Annotated in this window: 18 protein-coding genes and 1 tRNA gene; 8 read left to right on the top strand and 11 right to left on the bottom strand. The window is 70.8% G+C overall.

The window, feature by feature from the left end:
• Positions 1–15: 15 nt before the first annotated feature.
• A tRNA-Ser gene (locus E9998_RS13010) sits at positions 16–106 on the bottom strand.
• Positions 107–214: 108 nt separating this feature from the next.
• Here E9998_RS13010 and deoD point away from each other — a divergent pair.
• Entirely contained in the window at positions 215–925 is a 711-nt protein-coding gene (deoD, locus tag E9998_RS13005) for a purine-nucleoside phosphorylase (RefSeq protein WP_136530140.1), read from the top strand.
• A 42-nt stretch (positions 926–967) separates the two neighbouring features.
• Here deoD and E9998_RS13000 read toward each other — a convergent pair whose 3' ends face one another.
• On the bottom strand, positions 968–3073 hold the full coding sequence (locus E9998_RS13000; RefSeq protein ID WP_136530139.1) for an acyltransferase family protein: 2106 nt from the start codon (positions 3071–3073) through the stop codon (positions 968–970).
• 302 nt (positions 3074–3375) lie between these two features.
• Between E9998_RS13000 and E9998_RS12995 the strand changes: the two genes are divergently transcribed.
• The 3 genes from E9998_RS12995 to E9998_RS12985 all read left to right on the top strand — a co-directional run bounded on the left by E9998_RS12995 (position 3376) and on the right by E9998_RS12985 (position 6716).
• Positions 3376–4899: an acyl-CoA carboxylase subunit beta gene (locus E9998_RS12995; protein ID WP_240037601.1), complete on the top strand. Its 1524-nt coding sequence runs from the start codon at positions 3376–3378 to the stop codon at positions 4897–4899.
• A gap of 30 nt (positions 4900–4929) precedes the next feature.
• Positions 4930–6057 carry an acyl-CoA dehydrogenase family protein gene (locus E9998_RS12990; RefSeq protein ID WP_136530137.1) on the top strand — a complete coding sequence of 376 codons (1128 nt, stop codon included), beginning with the start codon at positions 4930–4932 and terminating at the stop codon, positions 6055–6057.
• A gap of 179 nt (positions 6058–6236) precedes the next feature.
• Positions 6237–6716, top strand: a complete 480-nt coding sequence (locus E9998_RS12985) for a Rieske (2Fe-2S) protein (RefSeq protein ID WP_136530136.1) — start codon at positions 6237–6239, stop codon at positions 6714–6716.
• Positions 6717–6806: 90 nt separating this feature from the next.
• Here E9998_RS12985 and E9998_RS25700 read toward each other — a convergent pair whose 3' ends face one another.
• From E9998_RS25700 to E9998_RS12970, 3 genes are all read right to left on the bottom strand, one after another.
• Complete coding sequence (locus tag E9998_RS25700) at positions 6807–7382, bottom strand: hypothetical protein (RefSeq protein ID WP_192907090.1); 576 nt, start codon at positions 7380–7382, stop codon at positions 6807–6809.
• A gap of 98 nt (positions 7383–7480) precedes the next feature.
• Positions 7481–9364 (bottom strand): Na+/H+ antiporter NhaA, encoded by a 1884-nt coding sequence (gene nhaA, locus E9998_RS12975; RefSeq protein WP_136530135.1) that lies wholly within the window; start codon positions 9362–9364, stop codon positions 7481–7483.
• Positions 9365–9494: 130 nt separating this feature from the next.
• Entirely contained in the window at positions 9495–9911 is a 417-nt protein-coding gene (locus E9998_RS12970) for a Fur family transcriptional regulator (RefSeq protein ID WP_136530134.1), read from the bottom strand.
• A gap of 192 nt (positions 9912–10103) precedes the next feature.
• Here E9998_RS12970 and E9998_RS12965 point away from each other — a divergent pair, with 192 nt between their 5' ends.
• A complete protein-coding gene (locus tag E9998_RS12965; protein ID WP_136530133.1) occupies positions 10104–11573 on the top strand; it encodes a catalase in 1470 nt (489 codons plus the stop codon).
• A 279-nt stretch (positions 11574–11852) separates the two neighbouring features.
• Here E9998_RS12965 and E9998_RS12960 read toward each other — a convergent pair whose 3' ends face one another.
• Positions 11853–12452: a helix-turn-helix domain-containing protein gene (locus E9998_RS12960; RefSeq protein WP_136530132.1), complete on the bottom strand. Its 600-nt coding sequence runs from the start codon at positions 12450–12452 to the stop codon at positions 11853–11855.
• Positions 12453–12553: 101 nt separating this feature from the next.
• On the opposite strand from E9998_RS12960, the gene E9998_RS12955 reads away from it, so the two are divergent.
• Positions 12554–13324 (top strand): TSUP family transporter, encoded by a 771-nt coding sequence (locus E9998_RS12955; protein ID WP_136530320.1) that lies wholly within the window; start codon positions 12554–12556, stop codon positions 13322–13324.
• 42 nt (positions 13325–13366) lie between these two features.
• Here E9998_RS12955 and E9998_RS12950 read toward each other — a convergent pair whose 3' ends face one another.
• A complete protein-coding gene (locus E9998_RS12950) occupies positions 13367–14464 on the bottom strand; it encodes a calcium:cation antiporter (RefSeq protein WP_136530131.1) in 1098 nt (365 codons plus the stop codon).
• A gap of 82 nt (positions 14465–14546) precedes the next feature.
• Between E9998_RS12950 and E9998_RS12945 the strand changes: the two genes are divergently transcribed.
• Positions 14547–15995, top strand: coding sequence for an aldehyde dehydrogenase family protein (locus tag E9998_RS12945; RefSeq protein WP_420842435.1), 1449 nt, complete (start codon positions 14547–14549; stop codon positions 15993–15995).
• A gap of 322 nt (positions 15996–16317) precedes the next feature.
• Positions 16318–17535: a sulfotransferase family protein gene (locus E9998_RS12940; protein ID WP_136530129.1), complete on the top strand. Its 1218-nt coding sequence runs from the start codon at positions 16318–16320 to the stop codon at positions 17533–17535.
• A gap of 215 nt (positions 17536–17750) precedes the next feature.
• On the opposite strand, the gene E9998_RS12935 is transcribed toward E9998_RS12940, so the two are convergent.
• The 4 genes from E9998_RS12935 to E9998_RS12920 form a co-directional block, all read right to left on the bottom strand.
• Positions 17751–19637, bottom strand: a complete 1887-nt coding sequence (locus E9998_RS12935; protein WP_158299794.1) for an HNH endonuclease signature motif containing protein — start codon at positions 19635–19637, stop codon at positions 17751–17753.
• Positions 19638–20147: 510 nt separating this feature from the next.
• Positions 20148–22211, bottom strand: a complete 2064-nt coding sequence (locus tag E9998_RS12930; protein ID WP_136530127.1) for a serine/threonine protein kinase — start codon at positions 22209–22211, stop codon at positions 20148–20150.
• Between the two features lie 135 nt (positions 22212–22346).
• Positions 22347–23516 (bottom strand): choice-of-anchor A family protein, encoded by a 1170-nt coding sequence (locus E9998_RS12925; protein WP_136530126.1) that lies wholly within the window; start codon positions 23514–23516, stop codon positions 22347–22349.
• 217 nt (positions 23517–23733) lie between these two features.
• The gene (locus tag E9998_RS12920) at positions 23734–24960 is read right to left on the bottom strand and encodes an endo-1,4-beta-xylanase (protein ID WP_136530125.1); all 1227 of its coding nucleotides are present in this window, start codon (positions 24958–24960) and stop codon (positions 23734–23736) included.
• Between the last annotated feature and the right edge of the window lie 157 nt (positions 24961–25117).

Below are 25117 nucleotides of genomic sequence, written 5' to 3'. Positions count from 1 at the left end.
CTACCTGGGGCCCTTTGGCGGTGGCGGTGGGATTTGAACCCACGGTTGAGGGTTACCCAACACTCGCTTTCGAGGCGAGCTCCTTCGGCCGCTCGGACACGCCACCGGCGAGAACTCTACCGGACGGCCGGAGGGCACGGTGAGGCGGTACCGGGCGATCCGGCTCACAGCCGGTCGCCGCCGATACATGGGATGTTTATGAGAGGCTGGCGGCATGACAGCACACATCTCCGCCGAGCCGGGCGACATCGCCGAGAGCGTCCTCCTGCCCGGGGACCCGCTGCGGGCGAAGTGGATCGCCGAGCGTTTCCTGACCGACGCCGCGTGTTACACCGAGGTCCGGAACATGTACGGCTACACCGGCACGTACAAGGGCCGGCGGGTGTCGGTGCAGGGCACCGGGATGGGGCAGCCGTCGGCGTCGATCTACGTGCACGAGCTGCTCGACGTGTACGGCGTCAAGACCGTGGTGCGGGTCGGGTCGGCCGGGGCGATCCACGACGACATCGAGCTGCGCGACGTCGTGGCCGGGATCGGGGCGTCCACGAACTCGTCGATGAACCGCATCCGCTTCGACGGCGTGGTCGACTACGCGCCGGTGGCCGACTTCGGGCTGCTGCGCGCCTCGGTGGACGCGGCCGCCGCACGCGGGATCGACCTGCGGGTGGGCCAGCTGTACTCCTCCGACACGTTCTACACCGACGCGCCCGAGGTCGAGGCGAAGCTCGCCGACTACGGCATCCTCGCGATCGAGATGGAGGCGGCGGCGATCTACACGCTCGCCGCAAAGTTCAAGGCGCGCGCGCTCGCGCTGTGCACGATCTCCGACCACATCCTCAAGGGCACCGAGCTGCCGGCGGCCGACCGACAGGAGTCGTTCTCGGAGATGGTCGAGATCGCGCTGGACGCGGTCACGGCCGAATAGGTCGCGAACGAAGGGCCCGGCTCGGCGAGCCGGGCCCTTCGGCTACCCGGCGTGGCCGGGGTCGTGCAGGGCGGCGACGAGCTCGCGTCCGAGGTAGGGCGCGAGGGTGCGCGCGTACGTGTTGGTCAGGTGCGCGTCGTCGCGGTAGACGAGGACGTTGCCGACCACGGGCGGGCAGGTCGCGGCCGCGCAGATGTAGTCGGTGAGGTCGGCCTTGTGGACGCCTTCGGGGACGCGGTGCTCGGCGAACGCGTTGGCCTCGAAGTAGTCGTAGCGGTCCACCGTGCACTCGCCCGCGTCCTGGCCGTGCAGGTCGACGCACATGGGGATGTCGAAGCGCGGGCTCGGGGTGTCGCGCAGGGCGACGACGGCGGCGCCGGTGGCGAGCAGCTGCTCGTAGCGCTCGTCGTAGTCGGGGAAGGTCTCGCGGGCCTCGTAGCCGACGCGGGAGCCGTAGGTGAGGACGAGGTCGGGCGCGAGGTCGCCGATCTCGGCGACGACGGCGTCGTTCCAGGCCGCGCAGGACGCGTAGCGCTCCCCCGCGCGGCGCTCCTGGCCGGTCTCGACGGTGCAGGCGTTCTTCGTGTAGGCCACGACGTGCCAGCCGCGCTCGGCGGCGGTGTCGAGCACCGCCGGGAGCCACTGCCAGATCTTGGAGCCGCCGTAGAGAACGACGGTGGCGGTCGCGCCCGCGGCGTCGCCGGGCTCGGCCAGGTGTCCGTCGGCGAAGTCGCAGCGGATCGGCTCGGTGCCGGTCATCGACTGGTTGCACCGGTCGGAGAGCTCGGGGTCGCGGTCCTCGGCGGCGTCGAGCGTCGAGGGCGCGAAGTCGGCCTCGGCGACGGTGAGGCCCTCGCCGAGGGCCAGCGCGCCGGGGTAGAGGGACTCGTTCTCGACCGCTTCGGCGAGGGCGTCCCGCTCGTAGGCGATGAGTCCGGCGAGGGCGAGGCAGGAGGCGAGGGCGAGGGCGAGGCAGGCGGCGCCGAGGGCGTAGGCGCCGCGGAGGGTCTTCTGGCCGAGGCCGGTGGCGGGGAGGCGCTGTTCGACGGCCCAGTGGGTGAGGGCGGCGAGGGCGGTGGCGCCGGTGAGGATGGCGAGGCCGGCGGGGAGGGTGGCGGTGTCGCGGCCGGTGGCGGTGAGGTAGCAGACGAGGATCGGCCAGTGCCAGAGGTAGAGGGTGTAGGAGAGGGTGCCGAGGTGTTGGAGGGGGCGGGGGTTGAGGAGGCGTCCGGCGCCGGTGCCGGGTGCGGCGGTGGCGGCGAGGATGACGGCGCAGGCGCCGGCGACGGGGGCGAGGGCGGCCCAGCCGGGGAAGTCGGTGGAGCGCAGGACCGAGCCGGCGAAGACGAGGACGGCGACGCCGCTCCAGCCGAGGATCGCGGGGGCGGGGCCGGTGATGCGGGCGGTCCAGGCGCGGGAGGCGGGTCTGAGGGCGAGGGCGAGGAGGCCGCCGGCGGCGAACTGCCAGAGGCGGGCGCGGGTGTCGAAGTAGGCGTAGGCCTGGTTGTGGGCGGTCTCCCAGAGGGCGAAGGCGAAGGAGGCGGCGAAGACGGTGAGGAGGGCGGCCGCGATGGGGCCGGCGTGGCCGCGTCCGGTGCGGCGGGCGGCCCAGAGGACGGCGGCGATGAGGAGGGGCCAGAGGACGTAGAACTGGGTCTGGACGCCGAGGGACCAGTAGTGCTGGACGATGCTGGCGCCGTTGTTGGAGGAGAGGTAGTCGACGGAGTTGGCGGCGAGGTGCCAGTTGCCGGTGTAGAGGGCGGCGGCGGTGACGTCGTCGATCTGCTGGTTCCAGGTGGCGGCGGGGAGCCAGAGGTAGGTCATGAGGACGGTGGCGGCGGCGACGATGAGGGCGGGCGGGAAGATGCGGCGGACGATGCGGGCGGCGTAGGCGGCGAGGCCGAGTCCTCGTCCGGCGTCGGCGGAGCGGAGGAATCCGGCGGTGATGAAGAAGCCGGACATGAGGAGGAAGATGTCGACGCCGCCGGAGACGCGGTCGAACCAGATGTGGTAGACGGCGATGACGGCGATGGCGAGGCCGCGGAGGCCGTCGATCTCGCGGAGGCGCGGCGGTCTTGCGGCCGGTTGCGGTGCCGGGGGCGCGGTGACGGGTCGGCCGGGGTCGGCCGGGGTGGCGGTGGCGCTCATGTGTCTCCGGAGGAGAGGCTTGTGGGTGGGGTGGCGGGGGACCGCGTGCGACCGAGCTTAGAAGGTGCTGCGCCGCAGGTCAATTACCTACTGAGGATGCTCTGGGGGGTTGTTTCGGGGGTGGCGGGAGGGGTGGGGGTGCAGGGGCGGCGCTTCGTCGCAGGAGGGCGGTTATCGGTCTCATGGGCGGGGGTTCCGAAGTGGTGCGGGCGGGGGTCGCGGATGCGTTGACAGCGGGGGTTCCCACATGCCAGGATTGCATTGCCTTAACGATCGTTAAGGGCTGTGAGGAGGGCGGCACGGTGGACTTCAGCGGGGACTACCCGGTCGAGCGCGCGCGGATCGAACGCGGCGGGGCCGAGAAGTACCACCAGGCCGCCGCCGCGGCCGGCAAGTACCACGCCCGCGAGCGCATCAGGCGCCTGTGCGACCCCGACTCCTTCCGCGAGGACGCCCTGTGGGCCAACCCCGACCCGACGCTGCCCGCCGACGGCGTCGTCGTCGGCACCGCCACGGTGCAGGGGCGCCCGATCCGCCTGGTCGCCAACGACTCCACCGTCAAGGCCGGGTCCTGGGGCGCGCGCACCGTCGAGAAGATCATCCGCACCGTCGAGGCCGCGCAGCTCGAACAGCACCCCATCGTGTACCTCGTCGACTCCGCGGGCGCCCGCATCACCGACCAGGTCCAGCTGTTCCCCGGGCGCCGCGGCGCCGGGCGCATCTTCCACGAGCAGGTCCGCGCCTCCGGGAAGATCCCCCAGGCCTGCGCGCTCTTCGGGCCCAGCGCCGCGGGCGGCGCCTACATCCCCGCGTTCTGCGACATCGTCGCCATGGTCGACGGCAACGCCTCCATGTACCTCGGCAGCCCCCGCATGGTCGAGATGGTCACCGGGGAGAAGACCACGTTGGAGGACATGGGCGGCGCGAGGGTCCACTGCGAGCAGTCCGGCGTCGGGCACTTCCTGTGCCGCAACGAGGACGAGGCCATCGCCGACGTCCGCCGCTGGCTCTCCTACCTGCCCTCGAACTGGACGCAGCCCGCGCCGGTGCGCGCGGCCCGCCCGCCCCTGCCGGTGGACCTCGCCGCGGTCGTGCCGCCGAGCGAGTCCGCGCCGTTCGACATGCACGGCTTCCTCGACGGCCTGGTCGACCGCGACTCGCTCCTGGAAGTCCAGGCCCGGTGGGCCGGCGAGCTCATCACCGCGTTCGCGCGCCTCGACGGCAGGCCGGTCGGCGTGGTCGCCAACAACTCCGCGGTGCGCGGCGGCGTCCTGTTCTCCGACTCCGCCGACAAGGCCGCCCGGTTCGTCAACACCTGCGACGCCTTCAACGTGCCGCTGCTCTTCCTCGCCGACGTCCCCGGCTTCATGGTCGGCTCCGCCGTCGAGCACGGCGGCATCATCCGCCACGGCGCCAAGATGATCGCCGCCGTCGCCGAGGCCACCGTCCCCAAGCTCTGCGTCGTCGTCCGCAAGGCGTACGGCGCGGGCCTCTACGCGATGGCCGGACCCGCCTTCGGCTCCGACGCCGTCCTCGCCCTGCCCACCGCGCGCATCGCCGTCATGGGCGCCGAGGCGGCCGTCAACGCCGTGTACGCCAACAAGATCGCCGCGATCGAGGACCCCGCGCTGCGCGAGCAGTTCGTGGCCGACCGCCGCGCCGAATACGAAGCCGACGTCGACCTGCGAAGGCTCGCAGGGGAACTCGTCGTCGACGACGTCCTCGCGCCCGAGGAACTCCGCGATGACCTCATCGCCCGATACCGCCGGCTGACCCACAAGGACCGCCGGTTCGCCGACCGCAGGCACCCGATCACTCCGGTCTAGACCGCGGCCGTTCATCACAAGGGAGCAGCAATGAGACTCGACGTCGAGCAGACCGACTTCGCCAAAGCCGTGCGCGAATTCGCCGAGGAGCAGATCAAGCCGGTCATCGGCGACTACTACGAGCGGGGCGAGTTCCCCGCCGGCCTCGTCCGCGAGCTCGGCAAGCTCGGCGTCCTCGGCGTCACGCTCCCCGAGGAGTACGGCGGCTCCGGCCAGGGCCTGTTCATGCTCGGCCTCGCCATCGAGGAGATCGCCCGCATCGACGCCTCCGTCGCCGTCACCGTCGAGGCCTCCGTGACCCTCGGCGCCGAAGGCCTCGCCCGCTACGGCTCCCGCGAGCAGAAGGACCGCTGGCTCCCGCGCCTCGCCGCCGGCGAAGGCCTCGTCGCCTTCGCCCTCACCGAACCCGGCGGCGGCACCGACGCCGGGCACACCGACACCCGCGCCCGCCTCGAAGACGGCGAATGGGTCATCGACGGCGCCAAGTGCTTCATCACCAACGCCGGCACCGAGATGACCGACCTCATCATCACCACCGCGCAGACCGGCCCCGGCGAGGTCTCCTGCATCGCAGTCGAACCCGGCACGCCCGGACTCCAGATCGGACCCGAGTACTCCAAGGTCGGCTGGCGGGCCTCGGACACCAGGCCGGTCTACTTCGACTCCTGCCGCGTCCCCGAGGCCAACCTCGTCGGCCAGCGCGGCCGGGGCTTCGTGCAGTTCCTGGAGCTCCTGGACGCCGGGCGGGTCGCCATCGCCGCGCTCGCTACCGGTTCGGCCCAGGGCTGCCTGGACGAGTCGGTGGCGCACGCGAAGGAGCGCGAGGCCTTCGGGCGCCCGATCTTCGAGAACCAGGCGATCGCGTTCATGCTGGCGGACATGCGCCTTCGCGCCCACACCTCGCGCCTGGCCTGGCACGACGCGGCGCTGAAGGCCGATTCGGGCGAGCCGTTCGGGACCGACGCGGCCCTGGCGAAGCTCCACGCCTCGCAGGCGGCGGTGGACAACGCGCGGGACGCGACGCAGATCTTCGGCGGGTACGGGTTCATGAACGAGACGCCGGTGGCGCGGGCCTGGCGCGACTGCAAGGTGCTGGAGATCGGGGAGGGCACCAACGAGGTCCAGCGGATGCTCATCGCGCGGTCGCTCGGGGTGTAGCGCCTGAGAGTTTTATGAAAACTTCAACTAAATCTATTGAACCAGAGGTGCGAAGCGTGACAAGCTCGGCTATCCGGCAGTAGCGTTGCCGGCGCGGCGCCCACACCTCAATAGCGGTCGACGGCGCGCAGGCTCGCCGCGGCCGGACCGGCGCCGCTCCTCGAACGCAAGGAGTGCTGATGAGCGATTTGAAGACCGGCAGTGAAGAGGCCCGACGGGTCCTGGCATCCCGGCGCGGACTGATGTGCGGACTGGCGGGCCTGGGGGCCGCGGGGGCGCTGACCGCCTGCGGCACCGCCGAAAGCCCGTCCGAGAACGACGATCCGACTACCGGCGCGGACGACGGGGCCACCACCGGCGGGGACGACTCGGGCGCGGGGACGCCGATCGCGGCGACCGCGGACGTGCCCGAGGGCGGCGGGATCGTCGTCGAGGACACGGTCCTGGTGCAGCCCAGCGCGGACGAGTTCCTGGCGTTCTCGGCCGCGTGCCCGCACATGGGCACGCCGGTGAACCCGCCCGACGCGGACGGGACCATCATCTGCCCCAACCACGGCTCGGCGTTCTCCCTTGAGGGCGAACTGGAGCAGGGCCCGGCCGAGACGGGACTGACCGAAGTGGGCATCACCGTCGAGGACGGCCAGATCTACCTCGCATAGCAGCATGACGGAAGCGGCCCGGGAGCATCGCTCCCGGGCCGCTTCGCGTCTTGCCAAGTGAGGGCGTCGGCTGAGGGATCAGGGGCGCGGTCAGCGGTGCTCGCCGAGCACTTCGACGTGCGGGGCGATGACGTGGATCACGGCCGCAAGCGCATCGAGGTCAAAGCGTCTCAGTCCGTCGATCGGCAGAAGCAGGTCGGATCCGGGTCTGGCCCCGGGGACCAGCCGAGCCGCAACCTCCTCAGAGAACGCGACGCGACGTGCGGGGGCCTCCGCACTCGCGCGGATGACGAGCCAGCGGCCTCGTGCCGCCGAGGTGTCGCTTGCGATCTCCAACCCTGAGACGGAACGCCAGGGCACGGTCGCGGCCCGAGAGGCGGGTCCCATAGGCCGCAGGGTGAGCCCGGAACCGTCGGCGCGAAGCGCCACGGGCCTGGCGAAGAACGTCGCGATCCGGAACACCGCGCCGCCGAGAAAGAACACGGCGCCGAGGATGCCGATCACGTTGAGCAGCAACGGCGGGTGCCGATCGCCGTCGAACCAGTCGGTGACGGCGAAGGCGAGGCTCAGCAGACCCATCAGCGTGATGCCCGAAAGGAGTTTGAAGTCGCCGGGGTTGGCGCCGAAGCGGACGATGTAGCGGGTCGGGTCGACGGAGGAGCGCATCGGTCGAAGTTAACGTCGGGCCGATGGTCGCGGTAGCGGCCGAACGGCCGAGATGCGGTCGCGGCCGGGAGCGGTGCTCCCGGCCGTTTTCGCGTCGATCAGGTCAGGGCGTCGGCGGCGGCCGGGTCGGAGTCGCGGAGGAACTGGGCGCAGCGGGCGGCCTCGTCGGATTCGCCGATGGCGGCGGCGGAGCGGGAGAGCTGGTGGAGCGACTTGAGGAACCCGCGGTTGGGCTTGTGCTCCCAGGGGATCGGGCCGTGGCCCTTCCAGCCCGAGCGGCGCAGCTGGTCGAGGCCGCGGTGGTAGCCGGTGCGGGCGAAGGCGTAGGCGGTGACGTCGTCGCCCGACTCCAGGGCGTTCTTCGCCAGCCGCGCCCAGGCGGCGCAGAACCACGGGTACCGGCGGACGGTGTCCTCAGGCGTGTGCTCGTCGAGGTAGGTGCGTGCCTCGTCGTCCTCGGGCATGAGCGTCGCCGGAGGCTGGGACATCAGATTCTGCGGAGCCAAGGCGGCGTCCCTCCAAGAATAGGGTCTCACTGTGGGTTCGGATCGCTCGTGAGAGCAGTCCGACAAGCCTAACGCCGCTGCGGCGCGGCCCTCCACGGCGTCGTCCCCGGTGTCGGTTTCGTCGTCGTGCGCCCGCTTCGGGGCGGTGAGGTGCACGGCGAGGGAGCCGAGGAGCGCGGCGAGGAGGGAGGCGACCAGGACGCCGATCTTGCCCTCGTCGGTGAGCAGGGCGGCGTCGCCGCCGCGGAAGGCGAGCTCGGTGATGAACAGGGCCACGGTGAAGCCGATCCCGGCGACGAGCGCGACGGCGGCCAGCAGCGGCCACGTGGTGCCGGTGGGCAGACGTCCGAGGCCGAGCTTGACGACGAGCCAGGTCGCGGCGGTGATGCCGAGGAGTTTGCCGACGACCAGGCCCAGGACGATGCCGAGGGTGACCGCGGAGGTCAGCGCGGTCGCGAAGAGGTCGCCCGAGAGCGCGACGCCGGCGTTGGCGAGGGCGAACAGGGGCAGGACCACGAAGGAGGAGAAGCGGTGGTTCTGGTGCTGGAGCCGCTCGGCGGGCGCCACGGCGTCGCGGGTGAGTTTGACGAGCCGTTCGGTCTCCTCGGCGGTGAGGCCGCCTTTCGCCATCTCCTGCGCCTCGGCGTGGGCGATCTCGGGGTCGAGGAGGGGCCGGGCGGAGATGATGAGGCCCATGGCGACGCCGGCGATGGTGGCGTGGACGCCCGACTCGAGCATCGCCACCCACAGGGCCACGCCGACGACGAGGTACACCGGTGCGGACCAGACGTTGAGCAGGCGCAGCCCGATCGCCAGGAGCACGATCGCTCCGGCGGCGACGAGCCAGGGCATGGCGATCTGCTCGGTGTAGAACACGGCGATGACGGCGATGGCGCCGAGGTCGTCGACGATGGCGAGCGTCAGCAGGAACACCCGCGCGCCTGAAGGGATGCGGGAGCCGAAGAGCGCGAGGACGCCCACGGCGAAGGCGATGTCGGTCGCCATCGGGATGCCCCAGCCGCCCGCGCCGGGCCCGCCCGCGTTGAACGCGGTGTAGATGAGGGCGGGGACGGCCATGCCGCCGATCGCCCCGGCGATGGGCGGGACGGCGTTGCGCAGGCTGCGCAGCTCGCCGGTGACGATCTCGCTCTTGATCTCCACGCCCACGACGAAGAAGAAGACGGCCATGAGGCCGTCGTTGATCCAGTCCTTGAGGGTGTGGTGGAGGGTGAAGTCGCCGAACTGGAACGTGATGTCGAGGCCCCACACGGCGTCGTAGGAGGCGGCCCACGGCGAGTTGGCCCAGAGCATCGCGAGGGCGGCGCAGACGACGAGGACGACGCCGGCGGCCGGTTCGATCTTGAGGAACTCGGCGGTGGGGCGGGCGACGAAGCGGGCGATGGGGCGCTTGGAGTACAGGAACGCGGGCTCGGTCCGCCAGATCGGGGACTTCCAGGGTTCGTTGCTGCGCGGCATGGGCTCGGGCTCCGATCGGGTCGCTGGAGGACTGCCGACCAGACTTCCCGGCGCACCGCGTCACACCCTACCGGATCAGGGGCGCCGACGCGAGGGTTCGTGTTCACACCGTCGCAGGTGGACGGTGGGTTCAGGCGCCCTGGCAGTCGGGGCACAGGCCCCGGAAGGTGATGGAGGAGCGGGCGACGGTGAAGCCGTGGCGCTCGTCGCCGGGGAGCCACTCGACGGGGTCGGCGACGGTGTGGACGTCCTTCATGAGCCCGCAGCCGTCGCAGATGAGGTGGTGGTGCTCGTGGTCGGCGTTGGGGTCGTAGCGCTTGGAGCGCCCGTCGAGGGCGAGTTCGAGGACCTCGCCGAGGGCGACCATCTCGTTGAGGGTGTTGTAGACCGTGGCGCGCGAGAGCTCGGGCATGCGCGCGCAGGCGCGTTCGAGGATCTGCTCGGCGGTGAAGTGCACGTGCGAGCCCTCGAGCGTCTCGGCGATGACGCGTCGCTGCGGCGTGATGCGCCAGTTGTGGCGTCGGAGGCGGGTAACGAGGTCGCTCATGCTGTTCTCTCACACGGTTGGGGAGTTGAATACCACCCTAGCAGGACAAACAGTGTGGTACCACTGACTCGGGACTGGATCTTTGTTTAGACAGAGTCTAAGCTAGGATCGAGTCGACACGATCCCAAGCACCGAGAACGAATGCGGCGACCGGTCAGGAGCCGACCGGTCGGCGCGAGAGAGGGCCGAACCATGAGCGAGCCGTTCGACAACACCGCCGGACCGCTGACCACCGAGTCCGGTGCGCCGGTCTCCAACAACAACCAGAGCGAGGCCGCCGGCGTCGGCGGGCCCCTGCTCATCCAGGACCAGGTCCTCCTGGAGAAGCTCGCCCACTTCAACCGCGAGCGCATCCCCGAGCGCGTCGTCCACGCGCGCGGCGCCGGCGCCTACGGCACCTTCACCGTCACCGCCGACGTCACCAAGTACACGCGGGCCAAGTTCCTGTCCCAGGTGGGCAAGGAGACCGAGACGTTCCTGCGCTTCTCCACCGTCGCGGGCAACCTCGGCTCCGCCGACGCGGTGCGCGACCCCCGCGGCTTCGCGCTGAAGTTCTACACCGAGGACGGCAACTACGACCTCGTCGGCAACAACACGCCGGTGTTCTTCATCCGCGACACGATCAAGTTCCCCGACTTCATCCACACCCAGAAGCGCGACCCGTACACCGGCTCGCAGGAGGCCGACAACGTGTGGGACTTCTGGGGGCTCTCCCCCGAGTCCACCCACCAGGTCACCTGGCTCTTCGGCGACCGCGGCATCCCCGCCTCGCTGCGCCACATGGACGGCTTCGGCTCGCACACCTACCAGTGGGTCAACGAGGCCGGCGAGCAGTTCTGGGTCAAGTACCACTTCAAGACCGACCAGGGCATCAAGAACCTCACCTCCGAGGAGGCCGCGGTCCTCGCCGGGCAGGACCCCGACTCCCACCAGCGGGACCTGCGCGAATCGATCGAGCGCGGCGACTTCCCGTCCTGGACCGTGCAGGTGCAGATCATGCCCGCCGCCGAGGCCGCCTCGTACAAGTTCAACCCGTTCGACCTCACGAAGGTGTGGCTCAACGCGGACTACCCGCGCATCACCATCGGCAAGCTCGAACTCAACCGCAACCCCGAGAACGTCTTCGCCGAGGTCGAGCAGTCGATCTTCTCCCCCGCGCACTTCGTGCCGGGCATCGGGCCGAGCCCCGACAAGATGCTCCAGGGCCGCCTGTTCGCCTACGGCGACGCCCACCGCTACCGCGTCGGCGCCAACGCCGACCACCTTCCGGTGAACCGCCCGCACGCCACCGAGTCGCGCAACGGCAACCGCGACGGGTACTACTACGACGGGCGCCACGGCGGCCAGAAGAACTACGAGCCGAACTCCTTCGGCGGGCCCTACGAGACCGGGCAGCCCCTGTGGGCCCCGGTCCAGGTCAACGGCGCCACCGGCGAGTGGGAGACGCCCAAGCACAGCCTCGACGACGACTACGTCCAGGCCGGGTACCTCTACAACCTCATGACCGAGCCCGAGAAGGAGCGCCTCATCGCCAACCTCGCCGGGTTCATCGCCAAGGTCAGCCGCGACGACATCGCCGAGCGCGCCATCGCGAACTTCGCGAAGGCCGACGAGGACTACGGCAAGCGCCTCGCCGCGGCCGTGGCCGAACTGCGCGCATAAGGCCAATATCCTATAGGATTCGGCCCTTAGACGCCGGATGCCGACCGGGCCCAGCCAGCCGCCGGGGCCCGGCCGGCACCGGACGACGGCTCTGCCGCATCGGCCCCCTGTCCAGGGCACCGATGGGAGCCGAGCGTCCGGACGGACCGCGAGGTCCGGCCGGACGCGAACGACGACCGGCCCCGCACCTGCGATGGTGCGGGGCCGGTCGTCTGCGTCAGAGGCTTACCTGGCCGTGCCTGCTCGGCCTTACTCGGGTCCGTTCGGCCTTACCCGGCCTTACTCGTCCAGGAGCCGCCCGCACTCGCCGCACTCCGGGGGCTTCTGACGCGGGACCTCGATGAACTCCTCCGCCACGATCCACAGCCGCCACGAGGACGCCGCCTCCCGGATCACCGTGATCGACGTGATGTCGTCCCGGCTCGGGCGCTCCAGCCCCCAGGCGATGTCCAACGGCGCCTTGTGCTTCGCCAACTTCACGTCGCGGCCCTTGAGGTAGTAGCCGGCCCGCGAGTACACCAGCCGCTCCTGCTCGCCGTGCTCGCGCGGCAGCGGCTCGCTCCCGCGGCCGTTCGCGAACGCGTGGTACTCGGTGTGCAGCTGCCGCGCGATCTGCTGGAGCGGCACCGACGAATAGGCCTTGACCCACCGGTTCCCCGACTGGTTCTTCCACTTGGTCAGCCGCGCCGAGATCTCGGCGTAGGAGATCTTCTCCTCCCGGCCGCTCCACTCGCTCCTGAACACCGAAAGCGACCAGTTGTACACGGCCCGAACCGCTTCGAGGGTCTCCTCCAGGTTCCGCAGCTGCTGCTCGTCGGGGTCGAACGTATACTCGTACCCGCGTTTCACCAAGTGCGTCATGGGCTTCGTCAGATCCATGACCTGTTGATATCAGACGATTACGCACCGCCACGTGTTCCTCACCTCATCGGCGTGTCGGCTAACCGTGCGGCAAGTAACTTGGCCTGGTGCCCTTCGACATCGATCCCGGTCTGTTCGCGCTGCTCATCGTGGCGGCGGTGTTCGCCGGATGGGTCGACGCCGTCGTGGGCGGCGGCGGGCTGATCCAGCTCCCGGCGCTCCTGGTGGCCTTCCCCACAGCGCCGCCCGCGCTGATGCTGGGCACCAACAAGCTCGCCTCGGTGTTCGGCACCACCACCTCCGCGATCACCTACGCCCGCAAGATCAAGCTCGACCACCGGCTCCTGTGGCCCACGGTCGGACTCGCGCTCGTCGGCTCCGGCGGCGGCGCCGTCGCGGCCCTCGCCGTCTCGGCGGGCGCCCTCAAGCCCATCATCATCGCGGTCCTGCTCGCGGTGCTCGTGCTCGTCGTCGCCAAGCCCCAGCTCGGGCTCGAACCGCAGCCGCGGCTGCGCACGCCGCTGCGCGGCGCCGCCGTCATACTCGTGTGCGGCGTCGCGATCGCCTTCTACGACGGCATCATCGGCCCCGGCACCGGCATCTTCCTGTCGGTCGCCTTCACCACGATCATCGGCCTCGACTACGTCACGGCCGCCGCCCACACCAAGGTCGTCAACGCCGCCACCAACTTCGGGGCGCTCGTCGTGTTCGGCCTCCAGGGGAACATCTGGTGGATCCTCGGCGCGACGCTCGGCCTGGGCTGCATGGCGGGCGCCTGGTTCGGCGCCCGCACCGCGATGGCCCGCGGCACCCGGTTCGTGCGCGTCGTCCTCGTCGTGGTGGTGCTCGCGCTCCTCGCCCGCCTCAGCTGGGACGTCTGGAACGCCTGAATCCTATAGGATATATCCTGTCGGATCGGGGCGCGCGAGACCTTAGGGGTTGATCGCCAGGAACAGGAACGCGGCCAGCAGCACCAGGTGCACGCCGCCCTGGAGGCGGGTCGCGCGGCCCGGCACGATCGTCAGGACGCTGACGACCATCGTCAGGCCCAGCAGCACGATCTCGGTCGAGGACAGGCCCAGCATGAGCGGGCCCTCCATCCAGAACGAGGCCACCGCGATCACCGGGATCGTCAGGCCGATCGAGGCCATCGCCGAGCCGTAGCCGAGATTGATCGAGGTCTGGATGCGCTCGCGCGAGGCCGCGCGGACCGCCGCGATCGACTCCGGCAGCAGCACCAGCAGCGCGATGGCGACGCCGACCGCGGAGGGCGGGAAGCCCGCCGCGTCCACGCCGGCCTTGATCGCCGGGGACTCGACCTTCGCGAGGCCGACCACGCCCACCAGCGCGACCATGAGCATGACCAGGCTCAGCAGCGCGGTCTTCCCGCTCGGCGGGTCGGCGTGCTCCTCCTCGGTGACCACACCCGTGGGCGTCACCGGCAGGAAGAAGTCGCGATGGCGCCGCGTCTGCGTGAACACGAACAGGCCGTAGAGCACGAGCGAGGCCAGGGCGGCGAACATGAGCTGCGAGGTCGAGTACTCCGGGCCCGACTCGCTGGTGGTGAAGGTCGGCAGGACGAGGCCGAGGGTCGCGAGGGTGGCGACGGTGGCGAGGGCGGCGCCGGAGCCCTCGGGATTGAACAGGGTGGTGCCGTACTTGAGGGCGCCGACGAGCAGGGCGATGCCGACGATGCCGTTGGTGGTGATCATGACCGCGGCGAAGACGGTGTCGCGCGCGAGGGTGCTGGCGTCGTGGCCGCCCGAGGCCATGACGGTGACGATGAGCGCCACTTCGATGACGGTGACGGCGACGGCGAGGACGAGCGAGCCGTAGGGTTCGCCGACGCGGTGGGCGACCACCTCGGCGTGGTGGACGGCGGCGAGGACGGTCGCGCCGAGCGCGATCGCCGCGATGATCACCATGAGGGAGGAGGACTCGCGGCCCCAGGTGGCGGCGAGCACCGCGATGCCGAGTATCGGCGCGATGACGGTCCAGGACAGCAGCGGGGATCGTTTCGCGGTGGTCATGGTCGAAATCCTGTCACGAGGCGGTGGCGGTGTCTCAGGGACCACACCCCGGGCATGTGCCATAACACACTTGTACTGTCCCTTGTGCGCGGTTCATGTTCCGGGTGCGCTACGGCGGCGGGGCGGGCGGGGAGTCGATAGAGTTCGGGGCATGGCCAACGAGAGCGTCCCCGAGACCGTCGCCCGCCTGCGGGCCCACTTCGCGACCGGGCGGACCAAGCCCGTCCCGTGGCGCCTCGAACAGCTGCGCGGCCTCGACCGGATGCTCCGCGAGGCCGGGGACGAACTGGCCGGGGCGCTGCGCCTGGACCTGGGCAAGGCGGCGCCGGAGTCGTTCCTCGCCGAGATCGACTTCGTGGCCGCCGAGGTGCGGTCGCTGCGCAAGCACCTGCGGTCCTGGCTGCGGCCCAAGCGGGTGTACACGCCGCCGCACCTCCAGCCCGCGCGCGCCTACGTGCTGCGCGAGCCGCTCGGGGTGGTGACGGTGATCGGGCCGTTCAACTACCCGGTGCAACTGCTGCTGGCGCCGCTCGCAGGAGCTCTGGCCTGCGGGAACGCGGTGGTCGTGAAGCCCAGCGAGGCGGCGGGGGCGACCGCGGCGCTCCTGGAGCGGCTCATCGGGAAGTACCTCGACCCCGAAGCGGTGGCGGTGGTCCAGGGCGGGCCGTCGGCGACCTCGGCGCTGCTGGCCGAGCGGGTCGACCACATCTTCTTCACCGGTTCGGCGCGCGTCGGGCGGATCGTCGCGAAGGCCGCGGCCGAGCACCTGACGCCGGTGACGCTCGAACTGGGCGGGAAGAGCCCTGCGATCGTCGAGCCGGGCGCCGACCTGGCGACCGCGGCGCGGCGCATCGCCTGGGGCAAGTTCATGAACGCGGGCCAGACCTGCATCGCGCCCGACTACGTGCTGGCGGTCGGCGGGGTCGGGCCCGAGCTCGAACGGCACCTGGCCGAGGCGATCCGGGAGATGTACGGGCACGCCCCGGCCGAGAGCCCGGACCTGGGCCGGATCATCGACGAACACGCGTTCGACCGGCTCGCGCGCTTCCTCGGCGAGGGCCGCCTGGTGTGCGGGGGCGGGCACAACCGCGAGGACCGCTACATCGCGCCGACGGTGCTCGCCGACGTCTCGCCCGAGGACGCGGTCATGGGCGAGGAGGTCTTCGGGCCGATCCTGCCGATTCTGGCCGTGGAAACCCTGGACGAGGCGATCGCGCACGTGAACGCGGGCGAGAAGCCGCTGGCGCTGTACGCCTTCACCGACTCGGAGACGACGCGCCGGAAGCTGTTGACGCGCACGGCCTCCGGGGCGGTGGGCTTCAACGTCCCGATGGCGCACATCGACGTGCCGGGGCTGCCGTTCGGCGGCGTCGGGCACTCGGGGCTCGGCGCCTACCACGGGAAGGCCTCGATCGAGACGTTCAGCCATGCGAAGTCGGTGCTGGACAAGCCGCTCGCGCCGGACACGATGCGGGTCATCTACCCGCCGTTCACGGCGCTCAAGGAGCAGGTGATGCGCCGCCTGCGGTGACCGGCGGCCAGGGACGAAAGTAGGCCCCGGCCGACGGTGAAGGCGGCCGGGGCCCATACCCCTCGAAGACAAGCTTGCGCCCAGCGTACCAAACCGCTTGCGCGCGCTATACCGCGGAGGTTGGCGGTCTGATGCCAACGCTCCCAAGGAGATCGATCGCAACAGGAGCGAGTGCGAATCCATTGGGGACTCAAGGCTTCCGGGGGTCCGATTGGTGCTGTTGCATTCGGGTCTGTACAGAATATTCGCCGGTGGGTATTATAGTGCGACCTGGCAGACACAATCTGCTCCTTTAAGGACTTCGTTCCCAAGGACGCCCTCCATGCGACGTTTGGTGCTCAACGCGACCCTCGGCCCGGCCACGAGGGCCAGGCGCGACCCCGAGCGGGCGCTCGCGGCCTGGCTCGCCAGGGCCGGCGCGATCGCCGAGGCGGCCGACGCCGAGCCCGACGCCGAGGACTACGCGTTCGTCGACGACCTCGGGGTCCTGTTGCGCGCCTTCGCGGGCGTCCCCGGGCTCACCCCGGTCGGCTGGACCGCGCAGCTGCGCGAGGCCGAGCAGCGGTTGGAGAACCGCCTGCGCGTCAAGTGGATCCACGCCCGCAACCCCCGTGTGGGCGCCGAGGCGATCGAGCGGCCGGTGTTCATCGTCGGGCTCCCGCGCACCGCCGCGGGCCTGGTGCACCGCATCCTCGCCCGCTCCGAGCCGCACCGCGCGCCGATGCTGTGGGAGCTGCTGCGCACCGGCGCCGACGGCGACGATACCGCCGCGCAGCGCAGCCTCGACACCGTCTCGCGCCAGCTGGAGGCCCTCGACGGGCTCGGCTCGGCCGGGCGATCGGCCGAGCCGCAGCGCGCCGACTGGCCCGGCGAGTCGACCGCGGTCCTGTGGCGCACTTGGCGACCGCTGCGCTGCGCCCACCTGCCCGAGTACCGCGCGTGGCTCGACCAGGCCGACGCGACCGGCGACTACGTCCACCTCAAGCAGGTGCTCCAGGTGCTCCAGTACGGGCGGACCCCGCGGCGGTGGATCCTGCGCTTCCCCGGGGACGTGGCGCGCCTCGACCTGGTGCGGCGGGTCTTCCCCGACGCGGTCTTCGTGTGGACCAAGCGCGACCCGGCCACCGCCCTCGCCTCGTTCTGCTCCGTGGTCGAGGCCCTGACCGTCATGCACTGCAAGGAGGTCGACCCCGAGCGCATCGGCCGCACCTGGCTCGGCCTCCTCGCCGAGGGGTACCAGCGCGGGCGCAAGCTCCGCCGGTCCCTGCCCGCGGACGCGGTGGCCGACCTCAACTACCACCGCCTGGTCTTCGACCCGCACCGCTACGCGCCCGACCTGTACGACCGCATCGGCGCCGAGTGGACCCACCGGGACGCGATGGGGCTCAACGAGATCACCGGTCCCGCGAACCGGCCCGCCCGCCGGGTCGACCTGGGGCGGTACGGCCTCACCGAGGCGGCGGTGGCCGAGGCCTTCGCCGACACCGACCCGGCGTTAGAGGTGTTCACAATCCAGCAATGGGGCCCGCCTCCCCATTGAGTCCACGTCTCAGCCACCGCATCGGTGCGAGGCTCCCGGGGACGATGCGGTACTTGGATTCTCGGATGTCGCAGAGCAGACAGCGACGAGAGGATGGGGGTCGCCTGGGCACGATGATCGGCCCCGAGGCTCGGTGAGGTCGCGGTCAAAGACGGCAACGATACGAGGGTGGATGTCGCCTGGGCACGGTGATCGGCCCCGAGGCTCGGTGCTGGTCACGGTGAGGGATGGCAGCGATGAGCAGGTTGCCTTCGCCTGGGCTCGGTGTTCGACCTCGGGGTTCGGTGATGGCCGAGGTCAGGGATCGCAGCGACGAGTAGGCGGTTGTCGTTTGGACTGGCTTTCGGGCCTTGGGGTTCGGTGATGCTGGCGCTCAGGAACCGCAGCGACGAAGGTCTGGTAGTCGCTTGGGCCGGGTACTCGGCCCTGGGGTCGGACATGGTGAGGGGCCCGGCCCTGTCGGGCTCAGGCGGCGCTTCCACTATTGGGTGGCGCTTCCCCTCAACGGCTGCCCGTTGAGGGCCGGGTAAGCCCGGCGGCCCACCCGTATCGGCCGGGCTCTTCCTCGGATCGCTCGTCTGACTCGGTACGAGAGCCGATCCCGATTCACCTGCTGCCACTCGGTCTTTGATGGCGAACCGTGCTCGGGCTCGGGCTTTGGCGTCGTTCATGGCTTTGATGGTCCGGGTGCGGTCGGCCATGTCGGCCCAGCCGCGCAGTTCGGGCTTCAGGGACTCGGACCATTCGCTCGGATACAAGCCCAGTGGGAGGAGGTCCTCACCGGCGGCGGTGTGGGCGGCGTCGAGGTCGGTGTCGGTGCGCCAGTCCGCGCATCCGCACCCGCCCGAACCAACACCAGCAGTAGCGTCTGCGGCGGCTGCGCCCGAGTCGGTGGTGCCCTCGTGGTCGGGGTGGACGATCAACGCCTTGCCCGGGCCGGTCTTGGTGATGCTCCAGCCTTGGGTGTGTATGCGGCCGTGGTGGAAGCGGCACAGCAGGATCAGGTTCTCGGCGATCGTGGCGCCGCCGTCGGCCCAATGCTCGATGTGGTGGGCCTCGGTCCAGGAGATGGGGCGTTCGCAGCCCTGCCAGGCGCAGCCGCCGGGTTGTTCGAGTTCGAGCTTGCGGCGCAGGGCCACATTCGGCAGTCGCAGGGCGCGGCCGAGTTCGACCGCTTCGCCGGTCGCGTAGTTGAAGACGGAGGGGATGATGCCGGCTTCGCAGGCGAGGAGGCGGGCCTGGGCGACGGAGATGGGCTTGCCTTCGAGGAGGGGCAGGCGGCCGGTGTCCTTGCCTTGGAGGGTCTGGCGGTCGACGGTGAGGTCGAGGGTCGCGGTGTGGCCGTGCCGGTTCGCCTGGGGGGCAAGGTCGCCGTCGGTGTCGGTCTCGTCCTGGCGGGGCGGCGGGCAGGCGGTCTTCAAGTACTTGTCGAGCAGGCGGCCCGTGGTCTCGGTCAACGTGGCTTCGAGGGACCACATGCTGTTGTCCTGCTCGGTCAGCTCCAGGCGCTGGAGGGCCTGCTCGCCGAGGCCGTCGAGGAGTTCGGCCTCCTCGGCGAGGGAGGCGGCAAGACCGTCGAGGTGGGTGCGGAGTTCGGTGAAGGTGGCGGGGGCGCAGTACTCGCTGATCACGGCTTCGGGTGTGGCGCAGGAGCGGTCGGGGTTGAAGGGAGAGGCGACAGGGGTGCGGAAAGGGGTGCGGGCGAACAGGCGCATCGCGGGGGTCTTGTCGAGCTGGCGGACGGCGTAGGCGACCCGGTCGATCCTGGCGGCGCCGGTGGTCGCCGCCTGGGCGAGGAGTGCGAACTTGCGGGAGAGGCGGGCGATCGCCGCGACCTGCCCTGCGGTGTCGAAGGTGAAGGCGAACTCGGCGAGCAACAGGTCACGCAGGGCGGAGAAACCGAACTGGTCGCGGTGCAGGTGCTGGTCGTGCATCGCGATCACGGCTTCGAGGACTTGTGCGTGCTGGGTGTTGATGAGGTCGGCGGCCTGATCGAGGGCAGAGCGGATCTCGGCTGCCCGGGTACGGCGGTCGGTCACGAGTGCGGGCGGTGGGGCGAAGCGAGAAGGGGCGGGGGTGTGGGTGGCTTCGGGGGTGTTCATTGGTGTCGCCTCCTTCCGGCCGTCTCGGTTGTTCGTGCTGTTTTCGGTTCTTTGTGCGTGATTCAATGATGACATGGTGTAGTGGCGGTGTCATCACTCGAACGGGTGGATATTCCATGAGGGACATTCACGCCACGAACGAGAGTTGTTGCGCGGCAACCGAATCCGGCTGCGATGGCGGCGTCCGGCCCTGACCGGGTCGGACCGCTCGCCGTCGCTGCCTTCAGTAACCGGTGTCGAGGCGGCGATTGGACGCTCCGAGACACCCGGACCCAACTCCTGCCCCTTGTCGCCGCCGGAAGTAACCGCAACCGCAGCGGCGCCCGGACACGCCACGCACCCGAACTCATCCCCACCCCTTGTCGCCGTCGGAAGTAACCGCAACGACGGCGGAGCCGCACCAACGAATCCGACCCCCATCCCCATCCCCCACCATCGCCTCTGACACCAATTGAAATGGCGCGGGATTAAGCGTTCGACCCCGCGCCATGCTCTGCCCTCGCCCTGGCTCTAGAGCCAGCCCCAGCAGACGGTGTAGCCCAGTTCGGGGAAGTCGGGGATCTCCTGGTAGTGCCAGCCCCAGCCGTTGCACCAGCCTTCGGGGTCGTCGAAGATCTCGTTCGAGCGCCCCGTGATGTACACGTTCCCGTCGGAGCAGTCGGAGACGAACTCGAAGTAGGTGTAGTCGCTGTTCATCGACATGCAGTCGTCGACACTGGCGTAGCCGGCGTCGCCGCCGGGGTAGATCATCGTCAGGCACAGCGTGACGTCCAGATAGGTCTGGCTCGTGGTGTAGGCGAGTCCGTAGATGTAGTACGTGGAGTCGGTGCACGAACTCGTGCTCGACTCGTCCTCAAGGCGTTCGATGACGCGGAACGCGCCGTCCTGGCATTCGATGACGTTCCACGCCGAGTCGGGCGTGGAGGTCCCGTAGATGCACTCGTCCACTTGGGCGTGGTAGGCGTCGTCGCCGTCGATCGCGGTGTAGCTCAGGCACATCACGAGGTCGTAGGAGGAGTACGAGACGCTCTTGTCGGTACGGGGCGTGGAGTCGCAGGAGTCGAGGTCGGTGGTGCCGTGGAAGACGTCTACGACCTCGAAGACCCCGGCGCCGCAGTAGGCGGTCTCCAGGTCGGCCTCGTCCGCGTCGCCGTAGTCGTAGAAGCAGTCGCCGACCGCGACGTCCCGGATCGGGTCGGGCTCGGGTTCGGACTCGGTGGTCTCCTCGTCCCAGTCGTCCCCGTAGTCCTCGTCGCCGTAGTCCTCGTCGTCCTCCCAGCCGGTCGTCTCCGCTCCCGTGGTCGAATCGCCGGAGGTCGGGTCCTCCTCGTCGCGGTCGAGGAGCACCAGGAACAGGGCGATCGCCACCACCGCGACGATCGCGGCCACCGCGTAGACGCCGCCGCGGTCCTGCTTCGGCCGCTGCGGGGTCGCGTACGAGGGGATGTAGGTCGGACGCGGCGGGGGCGGCGGTGTCGGGGTCGGGGGCGAGGTCGGGGGCGGGGTCTGCGGCGGCGGGGTCGCGGTGTGCGGCGTCTCGCCCTCGGGGTACTTGCGGGTGTTCCCGTCCGAGGCGGGGCCGTACCGGAAGGTCGCGTCCTCCGAGCCGGCGTCCTCGGCGGCGACGAAGCCGGGGCCGTACATGAACGCGGTCCGGTCCGAGCGCACCCGCGTGTCCCAGCCGTTGCGGCGCGCCAGGTCGGCGACCTCCTCGCGCTGCCGGGCGTCGAGGGCGGCGACGGCCGGGGGCCACGGGCCCGCGAGCGGTTCGCCGATGCGCGCGAGGAGCCCGGCGGCGGTGAGGCGGGCCTCGGGGGCCTTGCGGACGCAGTCGGCGGCCAAGGGGCGCAGGGCGTCCGGGAGCGCGGTGAGGTCGGGTTCGCCGTGCACGACCTTGCTCATGATGTCGAAGAGGATCTCGGAGTCGAACGGGCTCGCGCCGGTCCCGGCGTGGATCACGGTGGTGCCCAGGGAGAACATGTCGGACTCGGGTCCGATGGCGCCCCTGGTGATCTGCTCGGGCGACATGTACGCGGGCGCGCCGATGAGCGCGCCGGTCTCGGTGATCGTGGTGTCGCCGCCTGCGCCGGGCACGCGGGCGATGCCGAAGTCGATGAGCCGCACCCCGTCCTCGGTGAGAATCACATTGGACGGTTTGAGGTCGCGGTGGACGACGCCGTGCACGTGGATCTCGGCCAGTGCCGAGGCGAGGCCGTGCATGAGGCGGCGCACGGCGGACTCGTCGAGGGCCCCCGCGGCGGCGATGGCCTCGGCGAGGGTGGGGCCGTGGAAGAACTCGGAGGCGAGCCAGGGCTCGGGGGCGTGCTCGTCGGCGTCGAGCACGGCCGCGGTCCAGCGACTCGCGGCCACCTCGCGGGAGGTGAGGACCTCGCGGCGGAACCGGAAGCGGAACTGCGCGTCGTGCAGCAGGTGCGAGCGCATCACCTTGAGCGCCACCAGCCTCCCGTCCCCGGCCGCGGCCAGCAGCACCCTGCCCATCCCGCCCTCGCCGAGCTCGGCGAGCACGCGGTAGGGCCCGATCGTCCTCGGCTCGTCCTCGCGCAGCGGTCTCATCGGCGGCTCCCGTCCCCTCGCTTTTCCCGGTGGACCGGAACGATAGGAAGACCCGTCACGACTCCGTCATGACCGCGGACCGGCCGTCATGAGACGGCGAACGCCCCGCCGAGCGGCGGGGCGTTCGCGGTGTCGTCAGTGCTCGGTGCGGGTGCGGCGGGCGCGCACGGCCCACAGCGCGGCCGCGCCGGCGGCCAGGGCCGCCGCGGCGATCCCGGCGACGGTGAGCGTGGAGGCGCCGGTGACGGGGAGGGCCGTGTCGTCGCCGGGGGTGGCCGAGCCGCTCTCGGTCGGGGTCTCGCCGCCGGGGACCGTCTCGCCGCCTTCGCATTCGAAGGTGCCGGTGAAGGGCTCGTGGTGGACCTCGCCGCCGTTGGCGGCGGCGGTGCCGAGGCTGAGGGTCTCGGCGACGATCGCGCCTTCGACGTTGGAGGCCGACTCGTCGGTGAAGGCCGCGCGCGGGGCGTAGATCGAGCCTTCGACGGTGTCGCCGCCGGTGAGGGTCAGCTCGGTGGCGTCGGGGAAGTTCCAGATGACGTACGGCGCGAGCGCGGCGCCGATACCGGGGAGGTTCGGGGTGCTCCAGTCGAAGACGCCGCCGGTCCCGGTGGTGTCCACATTGATCACGACGGGTGCCTCGGCGCTCGGGGCGGTCGGGAAGGCGAACTCGCCGACGGCGTTGAGCTCCTCGCCGGTCACGTTGAGGACGCCTGCGCCCGTGCAGGAGGCGAGCAGGTCGGAGCGGTCGCGGAAGTCGGCGAAGAGCGCTTCGAAGTCCAGGCCGGTGCCTGCGCCGACGGACGCGGCGCTCTGGTCGAGGGTGGTTTCCACGCGCAGGTCGGCGTCGTAGCCGCCCGCGCTGGGGACGGCGCGGGTCGAGCGCACGGCCTGGTTGGCGTCCTCGGTGAGGACCTCGGTGCCGGTGAGGTCGCCGATCTTGACGTAGCCGTCGAGGACCCGGGCGTAGCCGTCGCTCGCGGCCCAGTCGACGCCGCCGGCGACCACGAGGGCGCTGGGGACCTCGTCGCCGGGTGCGGTGAAGGCGCCGGGGGTGTGGGCGGCGATGTTGTACCCGCCGAGGAGGGTGAGGTCGCCGCCGACGGCGAGCGGGCCGTCCATCTCGGTGGAGGCGAGGGCGGTGCCGTAGCGGGAGACGGCGTTGAAGCCCTCGGCGCCCGCGAGCGGGTCGACGGTGGCGGGCGCGGCGGCGGCGCCGCCCGCCAGGACGGTGCCCAGGGCGAGTGCCCCGACGGCGCCGCCGGCGCCGATCCGGGCGAACAGGGTGGAGGAGGGGGACAGGCTCATATGACGCTCCGTGCCGGTCGAGTCGCTGATGTGCGGGATTTCGCGAATCATATACGCGTTCCCCACCGGCCCCACCAGTGCGTGGGCACCCTCCCACGCCTCGGTCGCCCCTCCGGCCGCACGGCTCCCGTTCCGCTGTGCGGCCGTCGCCGTTGCGACGCAGGGGCGCCCCGGAGGCCGAAGCCTCCGGGGCGCCTGGTGCCGATTCGCCTGCGGGTCAGGCGAGGTCGAGCGTCAGGTCCGCCTGTCCGGCGGTGTCGAGGGTGAACGCGGCGCCGGTGTCCTCGCAGGTGACGGTGTAGTCGCCGAGGAAGCCGTTGAACCGCACGCGCCCTTCGGCGTCGGTGGCGACGGTGGTGCGGGTGCCCCACTCGTCGTTGACGAGGCGGTGCAGCCGTTCGTAGGAGGGCTTCGGGGAGCCGTCGGCGCGCAGGAACCCGCCGGGGGCGCCGAGCCAGCCGCCGTCGGACATGCCCCAGTAGGTCATCGCCTCGACCGAGGGGTGTGAGAGCAGCGTCGTGTAGTGGCGTTCGATCTCGTCGGCCTGGCGGGCCTCGCCTTCGGGCGTGGTGGGCCAGGAGTCGACCTGGTGGTCGTTGAGGTCCTCGATCTCGGGCGGCATGATCGCGCCGGAGACGATCGTGGTCTCGGTGAAGTGGATCGGCAGTCCGTAGCGGGCGAACCGGTCGAGGATCGCGAGGGTCTTCTCTTCGCCCCAGTAGCCCTGGTGCATGTGGCTCTGGAGGCCGAGCGCGTCGATGCGGATGCCCGCTTCGAGGACGCCCTCGATGAGGCATTCGTAGGCCGAGGACATGTCGAAGTCGTTGAGCAGCAGCACCGCTCCGGGGTTCGCCTCGCGGGCGGCGTCGAAGACCATGCGCACCATCGGGATGCGGCCGATGTCGCGGCACAGGCGGGTGATGCCGTTGTCGTACTTGTCGAAGATCGGCATGATGACGACCTCGTTGATGACGTCCCACATGTCGATGACGCCTTCGAAGTCGGTCATCTCGCGCTTGATGCGGTCGACCTGCGCGGCGGCGATCGCCTCGTTGTCGAGGTCGAGGAGCCAGTCCGCGGTGACGGTGTGCCAGGCGAGCGGGTGGCCCTTGACGGGGTGGCCGCGCTCGGCGAACCAGCGGGCGGTGTTGAGCAGCCGCTCAGTGGCGGGGCGCCCGCGCTCGGGTTCGAAACGGCCCCAGTAGAACGGGAGGGTCGCGAAGTTGAACAGGCCCTCCCAGTGCTCGGCCAGGGCGGTGTCGCGTTCGACGGCCTTGGAGTCGCCGTTGGCGAGGGCGTCGAATTCGAAGCCGGTGCAGCCGAAGAGGAACTTGTGGCGGGTCTGTTCGAGGCGGACCTCGCGGCCCGCGAGCGGCTCGCCGCCGCGGGTGAGGGTGAGGACGGCGTCGGCGGCGCGGTGGGCGCGCAGGTCGGTCGTTGACATCGGAGGAGTGCCTTCCATCGAGGTGCTTATGTATGTCGATTGAAGCGGTTCGGGGGAGCGAACGGTAGGGAATACGGGTGAGGCGGCCCCGGCCGGAGCCGGGACCGCCTGCGGCGCTAGCGGACGCCGTAGAGGTGTTCGAGGGCGAGTTGGTCGA

It is taken from the genome of Glycomyces paridis, from assembly GCF_004912155.1.
GTDB lineage: Bacteria > Actinomycetota > Actinomycetes > Mycobacteriales > Micromonosporaceae > Glycomyces > Glycomyces paridis.
Note: the sequence above shows the minus strand (reverse complement) of the source record. Positions and strands in the feature narration are given on the sequence as shown.